Origin of the sequence: Aequorivita viscosa, from assembly GCF_900106795.1 — a bacterium.
Taxonomy (GTDB): domain Bacteria; phylum Bacteroidota; class Bacteroidia; order Flavobacteriales; family Flavobacteriaceae; genus Aequorivita; species Aequorivita viscosa.
Genome location: NZ_FNNS01000007.1, coordinates 22,688 through 38,339, shown reverse-complemented (window position 1 = coordinate 38,339; position 15,652 = coordinate 22,688). Strand labels below are relative to the sequence as shown.

Genomic DNA, 15,652 nt, shown 5'->3' with positions numbered 1-15,652 from the left:
AAAAAACAAGTTAAATGGTGTATTAAAACAGTTTTAGACAAAACGACAGTAATTAATCCGTAAATTAAGACAAATAGTCAGTAAATATCGAATGGAACCTTTTTTGATTAATTACAATCGAAAATAGTTATAAACACAAACAATATTTAGATATGAAAACAGTTAATAAGAATAACCTTTGGTTGCCGGCACTCTTTGATAATTTCTTTTTGGAGAATAGATTAGATGCTCATAATAATTATGAAACATTTAGCATTCCAGCAGTAAATATCATCGAAAATTCTTCTAATTTTGCGCTCGAAATTGCAGCCCCTGGATTGGGGAAGGAAGATTTCAAAATTGAAGTTGAGGAAGATATGTTAAAAATATCTGCGGAAAAGGCGACTCAAACGGAAACAGAAGAAAATACAGATTCTCATTTTAGAAAAAGAGAATTTAATTACGAAAGTTTTAAACGTTCTTTCAGATTACCTGATACTATTGAAACAGATAACATTCAGGCAAAATACGAGAATGGGGTACTTAATGTAACCCTTCCCAAAATGGAAGAAAAGAAAGTATTGAAGAAAATGGTTGAGATTTCATAATTGAAATTTAATTTGGTTAGTTAGTTGAAATGACCGCGGGCTACTCAATCGGCACGCGGTTTTTTCATGGCCTTAGTTAATCTCTTCTTCTTCTCTTTCCTCCAGTGCTTTGCGCTCCGTGTTTTTTAGGGATAATGGCTCTAGGGGTTGCTTCTTTATGCAACGTCTTTGGAAGTCCGTCACTGTCTTTAACAGAATCCTTTAAGGTTTTTAATTCTTCTTCAGTTAGGTCTCTCCATTCACCAATGGGAAGGTTGCCTAATGTTAAATTCATTATTCTAATTCGCTGTAAGGCTACTACTTCATAGCCTAAATATTCACACATACGTCTAATTTGTCTGTTCAGTCCTTGCACTAGGATTATTCTAAATTCAAACCTGCTCAACCGCTCTACTTCACAACGCTTGGTTACAGTATCTAAAATTGGAATTCCTGAACCCATTCGTTTTACAAATTCGTCTGTTACGGGGCGGTCTACCTTTACTATATATTCCTTTTCGTGTTTATTTCCAGCGCGTAGGATTTTATTTACAATATCGCCATCGTTGGTAAGCAATAATAGTCCATCGCTCGGTTTATCTAACCTTCCAACAGGAAAAATACGTTCAGGGTGTTTTACAAAATCTACCACATTATCGTCAAAACGTGTGTCTGTAGTACACGTTATACCCACGGGTTTGTTTAGCATAATGTAAACAAGGTTGTCGTTTTCGGTTAGCAATTTGCCATCCACACGTATTTCATCATTTGGCATAACGCGGTCTCCAAGTGCTGCTTTTTTCCCGTTAATAGTAACGCGTCCTTTTTCAATCAATGTGTCTGCCTCTCTTCTTGAGCAATAGCCAGTTGCGCCAATAGCTTTATTTAAACGTGTAGATTCAGGATGGTTCATTTTTATTTTTTTGCAAAGATACAGTTATGCGTGCCATAAGAAAAAGGTTAAATTTCAATTAAATAATTCTATCATATTTTTCAAAAGCCGTAAATTCATCAAAAACTAATTTAACAATGGCAATACTCGGCTCAATCATCAAAACAGCAATCGATCTTAGAGGTGCGTTGGTTTCAGAAAAATCACCAATCGAATCGCAAAATGAAGTTTTAACTAACTTATTAGAAAAGGCAAAGGACACTGCATTTGGTAAGTATTACGGATTTTCTAAAATTCTTGAAGCAGACGATATTGAAAAGGAATTTAAACAAAAGGTGCCTTATTTTGATTATCACCAAATGGAAGCAGAGTGGTGGAACAAAACCCAAGAAGGGCTTGAAGACATTAGCTGGCCTGGAAATCCTACATATTTTGCGAGAAGTAGCGGTACAACAGGAAAAACCTCAAAGCGTATTCCTGTAACCGATGATATGGTTGAGGCGATACGTACTACCGGAATAAAGCAAGTGGGAGCATTGGCTAACTTTGATGTCCCTTCCGATTTTTTTGAAAAGGAAATTATGATGTTAGGAAGTAGCACCAATTTGGAAGCGCAAAATCAGTTTTTAGAAGGTGAAATTAGCGGAATTAGTGCCAGCAACATTCCTTTTTGGTTTCGAGGCTTTTATAAACCAGGCGAAGAAATTGCACTTATGGAAGACTGGGATGAAAAAGTTGAAACCATTGCTAAGCGTGCCCGAGAGTGGGATATTGGGGCGTTAAGTGGTATTCCGTCTTGGATGGAGTTAATGCTGAAAAAAGTAATAGAATATCACGACGCTAACACCATTCACGATATATGGCCAAACCTACAAGTGTATACCTCTGGTGGAGTCGCGTTTCAACCTTATGAAAAGAGCTTTAATCAGTTACTAGCGCATCCTATTACTATTATTGATACGTATCTGGCTTCAGAAGGATTTTTGGCGTTTCAAAATAGACCCGACACTACTTCGATGAAATTGGTAACCGACAACGGAATTTATTTCGAGTTTGTTCCTTTTAAGCCAGAATATATAAACGAAGATGGCTCACTTTCGCAAGACGCACCCTCGCTTTCTTTGGCGGAAGTTGAAAAGGATGTTGATTATGTTCTAATTATTAGCACGGTTTCTGGTGCATGGCGGTATTTAATTGGCGATACTGTTGCTTTTACCGATGTTGAAAAAGCAGAAATCAAAATTACGGGTCGCACTAAATTCTTTTTGAATGTTGTAGGGTCGCAACTTTCTGTTAATAAAATGGAAGTGGCACTTCGCGAAATGGAGGAGAAATTTGATATAGAGATTCCCGAATTTACCCTTGCTGCAGTTAAAATAGACGATGCGTTTCATCATCATTGGTATTTGGGAACAGAAACAGAAGTTAATAATGAAGAATTAGCCAAAGCCCTCGATGAAGCTTTAAAAGATGCTAATAAAAATTACGCCGTAGCACGTTCAAAAGCTTTAAAAGGGGTTAAAGTAAGTGTGGTAGATCCAACTGTTTTTCACGAGTGGAGTGGAAAAAACAAAAAGAAAGGCGGGCAAGTAAAAATGGAAAAAGTTATGGACGAGGAGAAGTTTGCCGATTGGGAAGCTTTTGTAAAAGAGTTTAATGGTAAGTAATCAACTATTACTGTCCACAACGTCTATCTCTTCTTCTACCTTGTTTTCGTTAATGAGTTCCATAACTTCTTCTGGTGAAATGTAAAGTCTCCGAATTCGACTTTTATATTTTTCAGAAAGGTTGGCGTTATCTAAAATGAAGTTCTTGGTTTTTAAAATATAATCCCCCATTCCGTGTGCAATCGCGAAGGTATCGGCTGTACGTTCAATTTTTTTGATACTTGATGATGAGAAGAGGTATTTTGCTCCAAGTATCATCAAGCCAACATTCGAGCGATGTTGATAGTCCATTACATGACCTAATTCGTGACCAATCCAACCTATCAAGACATCAGAGGGAATATCTTTTATCGTGAAGTTTTCATCTTCAATTTTAATTTTACGGCTAATAAAAATAATGTACTTCCTAAATTCTTTATGTCTGAATAAACTTCCAAAATGAGGTTGTGCCTGCATTGTGGACTTTTTTATGTCGTCCTTAAATTTAAATTCGATAGAAGTATCCCATAATTCGGGGAAAAAAGAAAGTGCTACAAGTGCTTCTTTTTTTATGTCTTCAGGAATAATTTTATTGTCTAAATTAATGTTTTGAGCTGATACCATAGAAATGTTAAAGTACAAAATTAGTATTGTGAAGCACGTTAATAACTTTGTAAAATTTGACATTCCTATAAATTAAGATTTATTGAATTCGCAGTTTTAAATAAAATAGTTTTAACTGCTAAATCTCTTCCATTTGTTTTTGAAAAGATTTTATTTTATCTCGAAGTTTGGCAGCCGTCATAAAGTCTAAATCTTTAGCAGCTTTTTCCATAGCTTTTCGAGTATCACGAATTTTTTGTTCGATTTGTGGTTTTGTTAAATAGGCAACCTCCGATTCTGCAGCTAACGACTCGGCTTGTTCAAATGAATAGGCTTCTTGTTTAGACTTGGCCAGGGAATTATGAAATGATTTTTTAATTGCCGTTGGTGTAATTCCGTGTTTCTTATTATAAGCAATCTGTTTTTCACGACGATATTCGGTTGCATCGATTGTGGCTTGCATGCTATTTGTTATTTTATCAGCATACATTATTGCTTTTCCGTTTAAGTTTCGTGCTGCTCGACCCACTGTTTGGGTAAGGGAGCGTTGACTTCTTAAAAACCCTTCTTTATCGGCATCGAGAATGGCAACTAGCGAAACCTCAGGTAAATCAAGTCCTTCGCGTAAAAGGTTTACACCTACAAGCACATCAAATAATCCTAGACGTAAATCTTGCATAATTTCAACCCTTTCTAAGGTATCTACATCACTATGAATATATCGGCAGCGAATTTGCACCCGACTCATGTATTTTGTGAGTTCTTCGGCCATTCTTTTTGTTAAAGTGGTTACTAGTACACGTTCGTCTTTTTCAATACGCAATTGAATTTCTTCTAACAAATCGTCAATCTGATTTAAACTTGGCCGAACTTCGATAATTGGGTCTAGCAAACCTGTCGGACGAATAATTTGTTCTACATAAACGCCACCGCTTTTTTCCAATTCGTAATCGGCTGGTGTCGCACTAACATACAGCACTTGATTCTGCAAAGCTTCAAATTCATCCATCTTTAACGGGCGGTTATCCATAGCTGCTGGTAAACGGAATCCGTATTCAACGAGGTTCTCTTTTCGAGACCTATCGCCACCGTACATTGCGCCAACTTGTGAAACAGTTACGTGGCTTTCGTCAACAACCATTAAATAATCGTCTGGAAAATAGTCTAATAAACAGAAGGGGCGCGTACCCGGTAATCTTCGGTCTAAATAACGCGAGTAGTTTTCAATACCACTGCAATACCCGAGTTCGCGAATCATTTCAAGGTCAAAATTGGTTCGTTCGTCCAGGCGTTTTGCTTCTAAATATTTTCCTATTTCCTTAAAATATTCAACCTGAGCAACCAAGTCATCTTGTATTTCCCTTATTGCACCCTGAAGTACGTCAGGAGAAGTTACAAACATATTTGCTGGGTAAATATTTAGACGGTCGTATTTGGCGATTATCGAATTGTTCAAAGGATCAAAAACTTCGATTTCTTCAATTTCATCTCCAAAGAAATGTATACGGAAAGGATCATCAGAATATCCAGGAAATACATCCACAGTATCACCTTTTATGCGAAAATTACCATGTTTAAATTCGGCTTCAGTACGCGAATACAGACTTTGAACTAACCTGTGAAGTAGCTTGGTACGTGAAATTATCTGTCCTGTCTCTAAACTAATTACGTTTTTTTGAAATTCAATTGGGTTTCCAATACCGTAGATACAAGAAACAGAAGAAACTACGAGTACATCTCGCCTGCCTGAAAGTAGGGAAGAGGTAGTGCTAAGACGCATTTTCTCGATTTCTTCATTTATCGATAAATCTTTTTCTATATACGTGCCGCTGCTGGGAATAAATGCTTCTGGTTGATAATAATCGTAGTACGAAACAAAATATTCTACCGCATTTTCTGGAAATAGGTTCTTAAACTCTGAATAAAGTTGCGCTGCCAACGTTTTATTGTGCGCCAAGACCAAAGTAGGTTTTTGCACACGTTCCACAACGTTAGCAACGGTAAAGGTTTTTCCCGAACCGGTAACGCCTAAAAGTGTTTGATATTTTTCTCCAGAATCGAGACCTGCAACTAAGGCTTCTATAGCCTGCGGTTGGTCTCCTGTTGGTTGGAATTCAGAGGCTATTTTGAATTTCATATTTTCTTTTCAATGCGTTGCAAAAGTACTGAAAAATAGTGAGAAGGTTTGTGTGCCACAAATACACGTATTGTTTTTTATGATGAGCAGTGAATCCTTGTTTTTTTGTGATTATAAATTGAGAAAGGAAGGTGAGCACAAACGATTCGCTTGCGAAAATGAGTATTTGGATTATTTTCTAGTCTAAGAAATAGTAAAGACATTCCTTAGAAGAAAGTAAAAGCGTTTAATAAGAAGGTTTTAAAATGCGTTTAGTTTACTTTTTCATACTTTAAACCTGGACCATCGCAATAATTCCAAGTACTTGAAAATACTGAGATAGATTGAAGTATCATTTTTTCTCTTGAATTTGAAAAACAAGATCCTACTATATCACTTTGCATACTATAATTTAGTTCTAAAATTGTATTACTTAATGAATCGTTTAAAGTGTAGGTTCCAGACGCTTCGGCTATAGCTCCATTTGCATCTCTTGTTTTTGTAAACGATCCATCAGAATTTAATATGTAGTTTTCTTGCCATTCCATTTCCGCGCCTGTGGTTGTGGTGTTAGGCAGGCTAGTACTCATCTCGACTAGTTTCCAACTTCCTGCTAATTCTTCATTGGGAGTGGAAGCGTCATCGCTGTTACATGCGTAGAGGATTCCAACAATTAAAAAAAGGACTATTTTTTTCATGATTAATGTTTTTTCAAGGATACCAAAAGCCTTAAATGGTTGCGTTAGAGTATCTTAAATTTTAAAATTTAACAAACGAGAATCAAGACAGTCGTGAAACATTTTTCATTTTTCTTATCCAATAAATTATATATAGAGTTCCGATAACGGTGGGAAGCGTCCAAGCAAGTAAGCTGCCAATTCCAATACCTGCAATAATAAAAGCTGTGATTGATGCGATTAATGCACCAATCATTTTTCCTATGTGAGCGATTACCCAAGCATTCTTTGGTTTTGCAGAATTATTATAAAATTGAAAATCCTGAAGGGTAAGAAATAATCCGAAACCTCCAAAAAATAGAAATAAAATATTAAAATATGAGCCTTTTAGTATCCCGTAAAACCCAATTAAAATCATTGCAGCAGAAAAGATAAGCATGCTGCCAGAAATTATTTTGTCTCTCCAATCGGCTTTTACTTTAGATTTAAAAGTTAAGGCTCTATTTCCTGCTAAAACTAGATATATAGTAAATAATCCGATTAAGAATAAAAACAGATTTTCGTGATTTGGCATCCAAGAAATGGGAATCGAGATCAGCGAGCTGCTTATCATTGCAATAGAGAACAGTTTTCCCATTCTCTTGTGAGGCTTACTTCCCTTTTTTTGCTATTACGCTTCCAATTCCTGTGATTAATCCTATTCCGCCAAAGAATGCGTGAATGTAAATCAAAATCTTTATCGTTTCTTCCATCTGTTTTTAGCTGAGTTTAACGATTTAAAATTCAGATTATAATGTTGTTTTCAGAAGTTTAAATTGCCGAATTGTTGTTATTTTATGATGAGCTGTTATAAAGCTAAAACTGTTATCTGTATTTTGAATATTAGTTGCATTTTCAATAAAAAAAGGCTTTCTGTTTTATTAGAAAGCCTATAAACCAAGTTTTTAAAATATTTAATTTCGTTTAAAAATCAATACGTCGGTTCCGCCATTTCCACCACTTATATCTATCAGTGATATAGTAGTTGAATTTGCGGTAGTAATATCCCAATCATCGTTTAAATCTTCAAAATCATTACTTTCTGGTACTGGGAAAAAGATATTGAAATGATCATTGCTCGAGCTACTGCTACTGCCACTTGTTACTGACCAGGTGCCGGCAACTGTATTGTCGCCTTTTACAGCAATTACAGAACCATCTGTATTAAAAGTAAATGCGTATCCTGTAAAATCTGATGTTTCATCAACACCAGAGTCGATGAATGATGATATTCGCCAATTTCCATTTTTGGCAATTTCAGTTACCTCATCGGCAGTTGGAGTATTGTCATTATTGTTAGAATCATCATTTTTTTGACAAGAAACCAATATTAGCATTCCTGCAATTAATAGTGAGAAGAGTTTAGTTTTCATAAGTTTTGTTTAGGTTTTATTAAAACGTATGTGTGTAATTATTATTATAGACTGTGCTTTTAATTTTTTTAACCTCAAGTTTATTTTTGCAATTTCAGAAAAATTTACGGAATAAATTTCTTGTGGATTATGTGTCAATTTCACTATCTGAAACAGTAGCAATAATTTGTATTCCACTTTGCTTCATAAGTTCGCTAGCATTAAAATCATTACAGATACTTGGATCAAGCGTATAGCTGAAAGTCATTATATCGTCTTTAATTTCACTATTAAAACTATAATTGGTGACCAGTTTTTTGCTCCCAGCCAGTTTTGCAAGTTCAATGTCGTGGGTTGCAATAATTCCTGAAGTTTTCTCCTTGCTTATTTGATTTATAAACGAAAAACCGCCTCTATGTCTGTCTTCAGAGTTGGTGCCTTTGAACATTTCATCCAACAGGAAATAGACATTGTCATTGCTTTCTATCAGTTTCAGCATTTTTTCTATTCTACTCAATTCAGCATAAAAAGAAGAGATTCCTTTCTTCAAATTATCTTCTGTTCGCATACTTGAAAACAGTTGAAGTTTAGAAACCTGTCCGTTTTTTGCACAACAAGGAGCTCCCGCCAATGCAAGAACGATGTTTACTCCCACAGCTCTTAAAAAAGTACTTTTCCCCGCCATATTAGAACCGGTTATCATTACAACATCCCCGTGTTCTTCGGAATGAAAATCATTGCAAACTCGTTTATCACCATTAATTAAAGGATGCCCAAACGCCTCAAAATGGACATAGTTGTTTTTGTCTGTGATTTCTGGAAATGTAAAAGTTGGATTTGAATAACAAAATCCTGCGAGACTATTGATTACTTCAAATTCACTAACTACTTCTGCCCATTGTTTTAAGAATGCCTTGTTTTTTATCTTCCATTCTTCTGTTCCAATTATCATGTGAATATCGAGTAGCAAAAAACTATTTAATATTGGGTAGTATGGATTTCCGCCTATTGGCATCTTTTTAATGGGGCGTTGTTGAGAGAATTCAAGTAAGCTGCTCAGTCTTTTAATTTCATCGTGTGCCGAATGTTTGCCATCGCTTAATTGAGATTGTAAATCATTAAGCTTTTTTGACTTGAAACTTTCGTTTTCAATCTTTTTGATAAGGGCTTGATATCCTTTTAAGGTTGAAAGATTTTTACTTGAAGTTTCAGCGATACCTTCCGCTAGGTTTTTTATCTTTTTTAAAATTATAAAATTGATAATCAGAATAGTGATCATAAAAGATAAATAAATCAACAGATTTATTGAATCCAAGTTAGCGTAGAAGAAGTAAGCGCTACTCAAAAAAAGAACTGGAAGGATTATTGAAACTACTTTGTATTTTAGTCTGTTTTTGAGCAAAACAACTGGCGCTTCTACCCATTCTAGCAATTTATAGTAATCACTTTTTTTATTTTCAAAGTGCATTCCCAGCGCCTGTAAATCTTGCCGCCATTCTAATTTTTCAGTAAGTGCTTTTATGGCTTGTTGTCTGTCTTGTATTTCATTATTCGAAGCAGGTTCAGAGAGCCATTTTGATAAGAGAATCATTCCTGATTCGGTGGTTGTTCTGTTAACCAATTGAAAAATAGAGTGTTCTTCAAAAATGTCTAAATCAGAGGTGTAGGGGTGGTTTTTATCGATAAATCGATCTCCGGAATCAAATTCCTCCAAATTGCAGTGCGTTCTTTGGATTTCGGATTCATTTATTTTTTTCAGAAATGAAGTGTGTTTTCGCTGATAAGCTATTTTGTTATAATGTGTGATTACAACGCCAAATGCTATCATTAAAACGGGCAGAATAATGAAAAGAGGAGTAAACAGCTTAATGCTTACTAGGTAAATTAGAATGACAATTGCAGCGATGAAAATAGCTAACCTGAGAAACGAGAGCCGTTTTAATGCTTTACTTAGCTTGAGTAATTTGGCATCAAACGTTTTTATATTATCGCTATAAACTTTCATCAATTTTTGTGTTTAAAATATCGCGTACTATTTAAACACTGCGATAGTTACTCTTTGTAGTAGTATATAGCGAGGATGTTTAAGGCTTTGTTGCGGTTTTTCAAGATACGGATTTTTGGATTAGGCAGATATATTTTATGAAATTAAACTATTTCAAAATATATTAAACTCCAAAAGGACAACCCGATAATAATGGATTTTATGCAAGACAGCGTTGTAACTAATTGCCAAAGGGCTAGTGGCTTGATATTACGAAGTTATTTGATTCGTGTTTTTTAATTTGCTATTATTTCAAAAAGTTTTTTTGAAATCCATAAAGCGTTAGTTTTCTTTCCAAATCGCACGTATTGGTAGTCATGTTTCTCTTGTTCCAATGCTATAAATTGCACCAAAATAGGTTTCGTCAAGGTTTTCTAAAATTAATTTTGGACCTTCCCTTTTCATTTGATTGCTGATGTTTGGAATAGTTGGAATATGTAAATCCTTATTAAAAAAAGGCTTTATAATTTCGTTATTCCATTGTACATTAAATTCCAAATAGTTTCAATTGGTGTAAAGAGCGATTAAGAAAGTGGTTTGCGAACCGCCTTATATAGCCTGTTCTTATTTTTTATCGGGAAGACCCGCTGGGTTTAACCTGAGAGGAGCCAAAAGTTACGATGTTGTGAGAGGTGCGTTAAGCTCCTATTTACGGGCGGAGCCGTTAACTCAATTGACTATGGTTATACTATAAGTTATATTAAAAAAATAATCCTATGGAATTTAAATTTTTATGTCTTTGTTTATCAGCAAATGATTTTCCTGCATTTGTATCAAGTTTTGACAAATCTGATTGTCCATTGTAGTTTATACCAATTCCTACTTTTTGGTCAATTTTAAAGCCAAAACCAACACCAAGCTGAACTCCAAAATTCCAGCCTTCATAAACATCACTTTCTCCAAAACCAATATATTCCAATCGGTCTTTAGTTATGGTTTGGGCGTAAGGTCCGATATTTCCGATTAAAAATAGTCTTTCAGATATATCTTGATTTAAGGTAAACAAAAATGGAATTTTCAATAATTCCCTTTCTGCATAAAAAGGGCCCGTTTTATTAAATCCGCTACCGCTTAATTGTGAATATCCAATTCCCGAAGCAATACCATATTTTCCCCAAATTTTATAATTGAATAAAATTTCTCCAGTATTTACATTTAAATCATATCGAGCTTGAATATCAGTTTTTACTTTTGTAAAACCGAGACCTCCGAAGGCAATGACTTCAAATTTTGACTTTTCAGGGTTATCTTGCCCGTGGACAAGATTGATACTAAACAGAAAAGATAAGGCTAGAATTATATTCATTCTTTTCATAAAACTCTCATTATTTAATTTATTTGTATTTGCTCAAATTTGTTTTATACATTTTTGGCAACAGTATTATTTCGCTAATATGCCTTTCGCAACACTTTCATCAATTAGTTTTTCGGCATAATTCCATAACTCTTTCGAGCCGTTTTCAATTACTTTTTTCTTGTCATAAACAGTTTGATATTTCACTCCAAATTCTTTCCACGTCCCTCCATCGTTTGAAGTATTCTGTAATAAAGGTTCAAGTCTGTCCATTGATTTTGCGAATTTCGCTTCGTTAGAATTACCGTCTTCAAATTCAGTCCAAATTTGGATAAATTCCTCTGCTTGACTTTTTGGTAACATCCCAAAAATCCGTTCCGCACATTTCATTTCTTCTGCGGTGTTATCGTGATTTTTATTTTGGTCGTACAAAAAAGTATCGCCAGCATCAATTTCAACTATGTCGTGAATTAAGACCATTTTTATGACCTTCAATAAGTCAATTTCACAATCCGAATGTTCGATTAAAACAATTGCCATCATCGCCAAATGCCAACTATGTTCTGCATCATTTTCGCGTCTGTCGCTATTAAATAATTTTGTCCGTCTTTGAATATATTTTATTTTATCAATTTCTTGTATAAAATCAATTTGCTTTAATAAATTCTCGTTTTTCATTTAGATTACGATTTTTTTATATTGTTGCCAACATAGATATAATACCCCTGCTATTAAAGCTAGGTCGTTTATATTTCATAAGTACGCAAACCCATAGTCGTCTTCCAACTATAAACAAAGCCTTTGTTTTCCGAACCAGCCAAACTTAGCATTTAAAAGACTATTTGCAGGAATAAAGACATAAAAGACAGCTCAACCAAATAGAACTAGTTACTTTCGGCGCAATCTTGAACTTGATTAATTCCGATAGGGACTTTCTCTCCATAAAACCTGGGTTGCACATTGAAAGCGATATCTATAAAAGCTTTTGTTCGGGCAAAATATTCTCTGAATTTTACTTTTAAACCATGGGTGCCTTCCATATCCTTGGCGTTAAAACCGATGGCATTTATTCCTTTACTTTCGGCAATATAAATGGCACGTTCATTTTGAAATTGTTGTGAAATAATAGTGATTTCTGTTTGTTCAAAAATTTCTTTTGATCGAATTACCGAATCTAATGTTCTAAATCCCGCATAATCTAAATAAATCACTTCGGCAGGAACACCTCTTTTAATTAGTTCTTTTTTAAATGTCATTGGCTCGTTGTAATAAACAGAACTGTTGTCGCCACTAACTAAAATATACTCTATTTTGCCACTTTTATAAAGTTCGACCGCAGCATCAATACGATATTTAAAATAAAGATTAATGCCGCCAGATTTGTAATATTTTGCCGTGCCGAGCAGCAGGCCCACCTTGTTTTTCTTTATTTCGGAAGTGTTGAAATATGTTTTGTTTTTGGCTATTCGAGCAATGGAGTAATTGGAAATAACTAGTAATAAGAACACTGCTACAAACAGAGATATAAGCCCGTAAATCAGTTTCTTTTTGTTCATAATTATGAAAAGAAAAATGATGCTAGTTAGTACTAAGAAATAAATGTAAAGCTACGGAATGTGTCTGTGGTAATTAGAAATTAAGTCTTAATAATTGATATATATCCAACTAATAAATGGTTCTGGGTATTTTGGGTCGTTAAGAAATAAAACGTAATAGTATGTGCCCACCGGAACCAAATTACCCTTAAAAATAAGTCCTTTTGTCGCAATACCATCCCAGAATCCATCTTGGTTACGGCCAGAGTGGATTAAATTTCCGTTGCGTGAATAGATTTCTAATTCAAAGTTTTCGTAAATATTCAATAGGTTGCTGATTTCGAACACATCGTTAATTCCATCTCCATTGGGCGAAAATCCTTGTGGAATAAATGGTGCACATTTCTCTGTTTGAATAAGAAAAGAAGTGGTTGCAAAACAGATTTCGTTTTCGAGTCGCACATAAATAATTTGAAGGTTGGCACCGTTTTGATACGCTATGGGAGTGCCGATAGCATTTGAATTTGTAATTGCATCTTCTAAAGTTGTAAAATATTGAACCGTTCCGTCGAGCCCATTTCTGATTAAATCATCTTGTACGCTGAGGTCGAAAGTGGCGGTATTAAAACCTTCGTCGCATTTTAAAAGATTGGGCAAATTGGGAATGGGAGGGATGCTTTCAAACGAAATACTTCCAGAAAAACTGTTGTTGTCTTCTCGTAATTCTTCCACTGTTCCATTGCCGTTAAGGTCGTCGTCCACTACCGCAGTAAGTACAAAAGTATCTAGTAAATCGTTTGGGAGTAGGAGTTCTACCTCATTGCTTTCACTACCGCCAATTGGAATGCTATTTCTTGTAAAGGAACGTCCAAGAGGAACGTCATCTGCATAGAAAGCTATGGAAGTATTAGCAGGTAATGGACCAGTAGCCTCTAAATTATAAACTGTAAAAGGCAATAATAATGCACGGTCCCTACACGCTGTAATTTCTGGAAAATCTATTGTAGCATCAGGTAGCGGACACGTATTTACGGTAACGGTAAAACTCTCGGTCAGAAAGCAATAAGGATTTGCTACGCGTATAAAAATAGTTTGTGGATTTTCGGTATTCTGAAAGTTTTCTGGATTGGGAATAGGGTTGAGGTTGTTTTCCGCATCGTCTTGTGTAAGGTGAAAGCTAAGCTCATATATGGGGTCAATTTCTGAAGTAGCTTCTGTAAGGTCGAAATATTCAATGCCAATTACATCACAAGTTTCCAAGTCTTGAATTCCGGCAATTACTGGATTCAAAAATAAAATGATTGGGATTTCATCTTCGTTATTGTTTTCATTAGATTCAGAAACGATTCCTGTTCCGTTTCCAGTATCATCCACAACAGCTTTCAGTATAAAATCTTCACCAACACTATTCGGAACTGTGAAAACAATCGATCCGGTTTCTTCTCCATTAATCGGAATATCTGCGATTGTAGCGGTTTGTGCGATTCGGGTTTCATCTGCATAAAAGACAATTGGCGTACCCGAAGGTAAAATGGCAGTGCTATTAATATTATAAACCGTATAGTCTATGGAGAGCTCCCGATTACCACATTCCATTGCTCCAAGAATGGTATCTACGGAAATGGTAGCATCGGGTAATTCGGTATTCAGCACTGTAATTATATTATTTATCATTACAAAATCCTGCCCGCTAGTAAGCTGAATATTAGCCGATGTATCACCTGTATTTACGTAATTTGAAATCGAATAAAAGTCGATATCCATATTGTGAAGTGTATCGCTACCCGTAAAGCTATTGGTACCATTAAAAGCATTATCGGTTGGATTTAGAGGTGGGTTGCTTAAAATATTCCCGTTTATCCTGAGCGATTCATTAACCGAAATTTCTCTATCGCCTTCCCAAGCTAGAAAACCAATTTTAGCGCCTTCTGTTTCTAGCACCAATAGGTTATCTATTGTTATTTCTAAAGTTACATTGTTTCGATTTACACTTTCCAAACCGTCAAAAACATTCACTTGATTCAATGGGAGTGAAGGATCTTCATAAATAACGGTAACTGCCCAACCACCAAAATTAAGACCTGAAGCGCAATAATCTGGGATAACAGTTGTAAGGTCTAATTCTGAAACAGCATAATAACCGTTTCCAATACTTCGCATTTCATCTGTGACGTCTGCAAAACCCGAGAAAAAACTATATTCAGTATCACCTTGGGTATATAGAAGATTAAATGTGCGTTCTGCCGAAAGTGGAACTTGATTAAACGAAATTTCAAAATCTCCAGGTCCCGATCCTGCCCAATACAAATAAGCAGCGACAATTTCCTGCTGTGGTTCCAAATTAAAGTACGCTCCGCTGGTAGTTAAAATAGTGCAATCGCTATTAGAACCGTTTTCTGCAATATTTAGAGTGTTTCCAAAGTCGATGTAATCATAATGTCCGTTAAATTGCTGGTATAATGAAATGTCTTGCGACAAGGCAACATTATAAATAAAGAGAATGATAATGTAAAGAAGGCGCTTTAAAGAAAACATAGCGATTTGATTGTCTGATAAATATAGACAAAATCAATTGTAAAAGTAGGATTTTCGGCTTTTTTTGGCCAAATGGTTACAATTGCCTCTTTTAATGAGAGCAATTCAAAATGTGTTGGCATCGTGAGTATTCAGGAAGAAATTTAGCTATAGGCAATGCCAATCTACTTGTTTCCCCGAGCTGAACACGGGGTTTTACAATGCAAGGTTGAATAACCAAGGTTTTTTAGCCCGGGGTTAAGGAAATTAAAGCGAACCTTGCTTTAGCCGAATACCTTTACAATTCTTAATCGCACAAATCGAATGAGATTAATTAACGTTAGCTAAAGTTTGTAAACTCGGATTCTTCGGAG

Annotated in this window: 14 protein-coding genes; 2 read left to right on the top strand and 12 right to left on the bottom strand. The window is 35.3% G+C overall.

Annotated features, from left to right (window positions below):
* Positions 1-152 precede the first annotated feature (152 nt).
* Positions 153-587, top strand: coding sequence for an Hsp20/alpha crystallin family protein (locus BLW28_RS05500; protein ID WP_073218551.1), 435 nt, complete (start codon positions 153-155; stop codon positions 585-587).
* Positions 588-663: 76 nt separating this feature from the next.
* Here BLW28_RS05500 and rluF read toward each other — a convergent pair whose 3' ends face one another.
* The gene (gene rluF / locus BLW28_RS05495) at positions 664-1,479 is read right to left on the bottom strand and encodes a 23S rRNA pseudouridine(2604) synthase RluF (protein ID WP_083540717.1); all 816 of its coding nucleotides are present in this window, start codon (positions 1,477-1,479) and stop codon (positions 664-666) included.
* A 116-nt stretch (positions 1,480-1,595) separates the two neighbouring features.
* Here rluF and BLW28_RS05490 point away from each other — a divergent pair, with 116 nt between their 5' ends.
* Positions 1,596-3,125: a GH3 family acyl-acid amido synthetase gene (locus BLW28_RS05490; protein WP_073218548.1), complete on the top strand. Its 1,530-nt coding sequence runs from the start codon at positions 1,596-1,598 to the stop codon at positions 3,123-3,125.
* Here BLW28_RS05490 and BLW28_RS05485 read toward each other — a convergent pair whose 3' ends face one another.
* The 11 genes from BLW28_RS05485 to BLW28_RS05435 form a co-directional block, all read right to left on the bottom strand.
* Entirely contained in the window at positions 3,126-3,728 is a 603-nt protein-coding gene (locus tag BLW28_RS05485) for a hypothetical protein (protein WP_073218545.1), read from the bottom strand.
* Between the two features lie 118 nt (positions 3,729-3,846).
* Positions 3,847-5,844 (bottom strand): excinuclease ABC subunit UvrB, encoded by a 1,998-nt coding sequence (gene uvrB, locus BLW28_RS05480; protein WP_073218542.1) that lies wholly within the window; start codon positions 5,842-5,844, stop codon positions 3,847-3,849.
* A gap of 251 nt (positions 5,845-6,095) precedes the next feature.
* Positions 6,096-6,521 (bottom strand): DUF5004 domain-containing protein, encoded by a 426-nt coding sequence (locus BLW28_RS05475; RefSeq protein WP_073218540.1) that lies wholly within the window; start codon positions 6,519-6,521, stop codon positions 6,096-6,098.
* Between the two features lie 82 nt (positions 6,522-6,603).
* Positions 6,604-7,137 (bottom strand): hypothetical protein, encoded by a 534-nt coding sequence (locus tag BLW28_RS05470; RefSeq protein WP_234946474.1) that lies wholly within the window; start codon positions 7,135-7,137, stop codon positions 6,604-6,606.
* A 316-nt stretch (positions 7,138-7,453) separates the two neighbouring features.
* Positions 7,454-7,912: a hypothetical protein gene (locus BLW28_RS05465; protein WP_234946473.1), complete on the bottom strand. Its 459-nt coding sequence runs from the start codon at positions 7,910-7,912 to the stop codon at positions 7,454-7,456.
* 127 nt (positions 7,913-8,039) lie between these two features.
* Positions 8,040-9,896, bottom strand: coding sequence for a MutS-related protein (locus BLW28_RS05460; protein WP_073218537.1), 1,857 nt, complete (start codon positions 9,894-9,896; stop codon positions 8,040-8,042).
* A 354-nt stretch (positions 9,897-10,250) separates the two neighbouring features.
* Positions 10,251-10,433, bottom strand: coding sequence for a hypothetical protein (locus BLW28_RS05455; protein ID WP_073218534.1), 183 nt, complete (start codon positions 10,431-10,433; stop codon positions 10,251-10,253).
* Positions 10,434-10,635: 202 nt separating this feature from the next.
* Positions 10,636-11,241, bottom strand: a complete 606-nt coding sequence (locus tag BLW28_RS05450) for a hypothetical protein (protein ID WP_143036842.1) — start codon at positions 11,239-11,241, stop codon at positions 10,636-10,638.
* 75 nt (positions 11,242-11,316) lie between these two features.
* Positions 11,317-11,907, bottom strand: a complete 591-nt coding sequence (locus BLW28_RS05445) for an HD domain-containing protein (RefSeq protein ID WP_073218529.1) — start codon at positions 11,905-11,907, stop codon at positions 11,317-11,319.
* 206 nt (positions 11,908-12,113) lie between these two features.
* Positions 12,114-12,785: a SanA/YdcF family protein gene (locus BLW28_RS05440; protein WP_073218526.1), complete on the bottom strand. Its 672-nt coding sequence runs from the start codon at positions 12,783-12,785 to the stop codon at positions 12,114-12,116.
* Positions 12,786-12,872: 87 nt separating this feature from the next.
* Positions 12,873-15,299, bottom strand: a complete 2,427-nt coding sequence (locus BLW28_RS05435) for a T9SS type B sorting domain-containing protein (protein WP_073218523.1) — start codon at positions 15,297-15,299, stop codon at positions 12,873-12,875.
* Between the last annotated feature and the right edge of the window lie 353 nt (positions 15,300-15,652).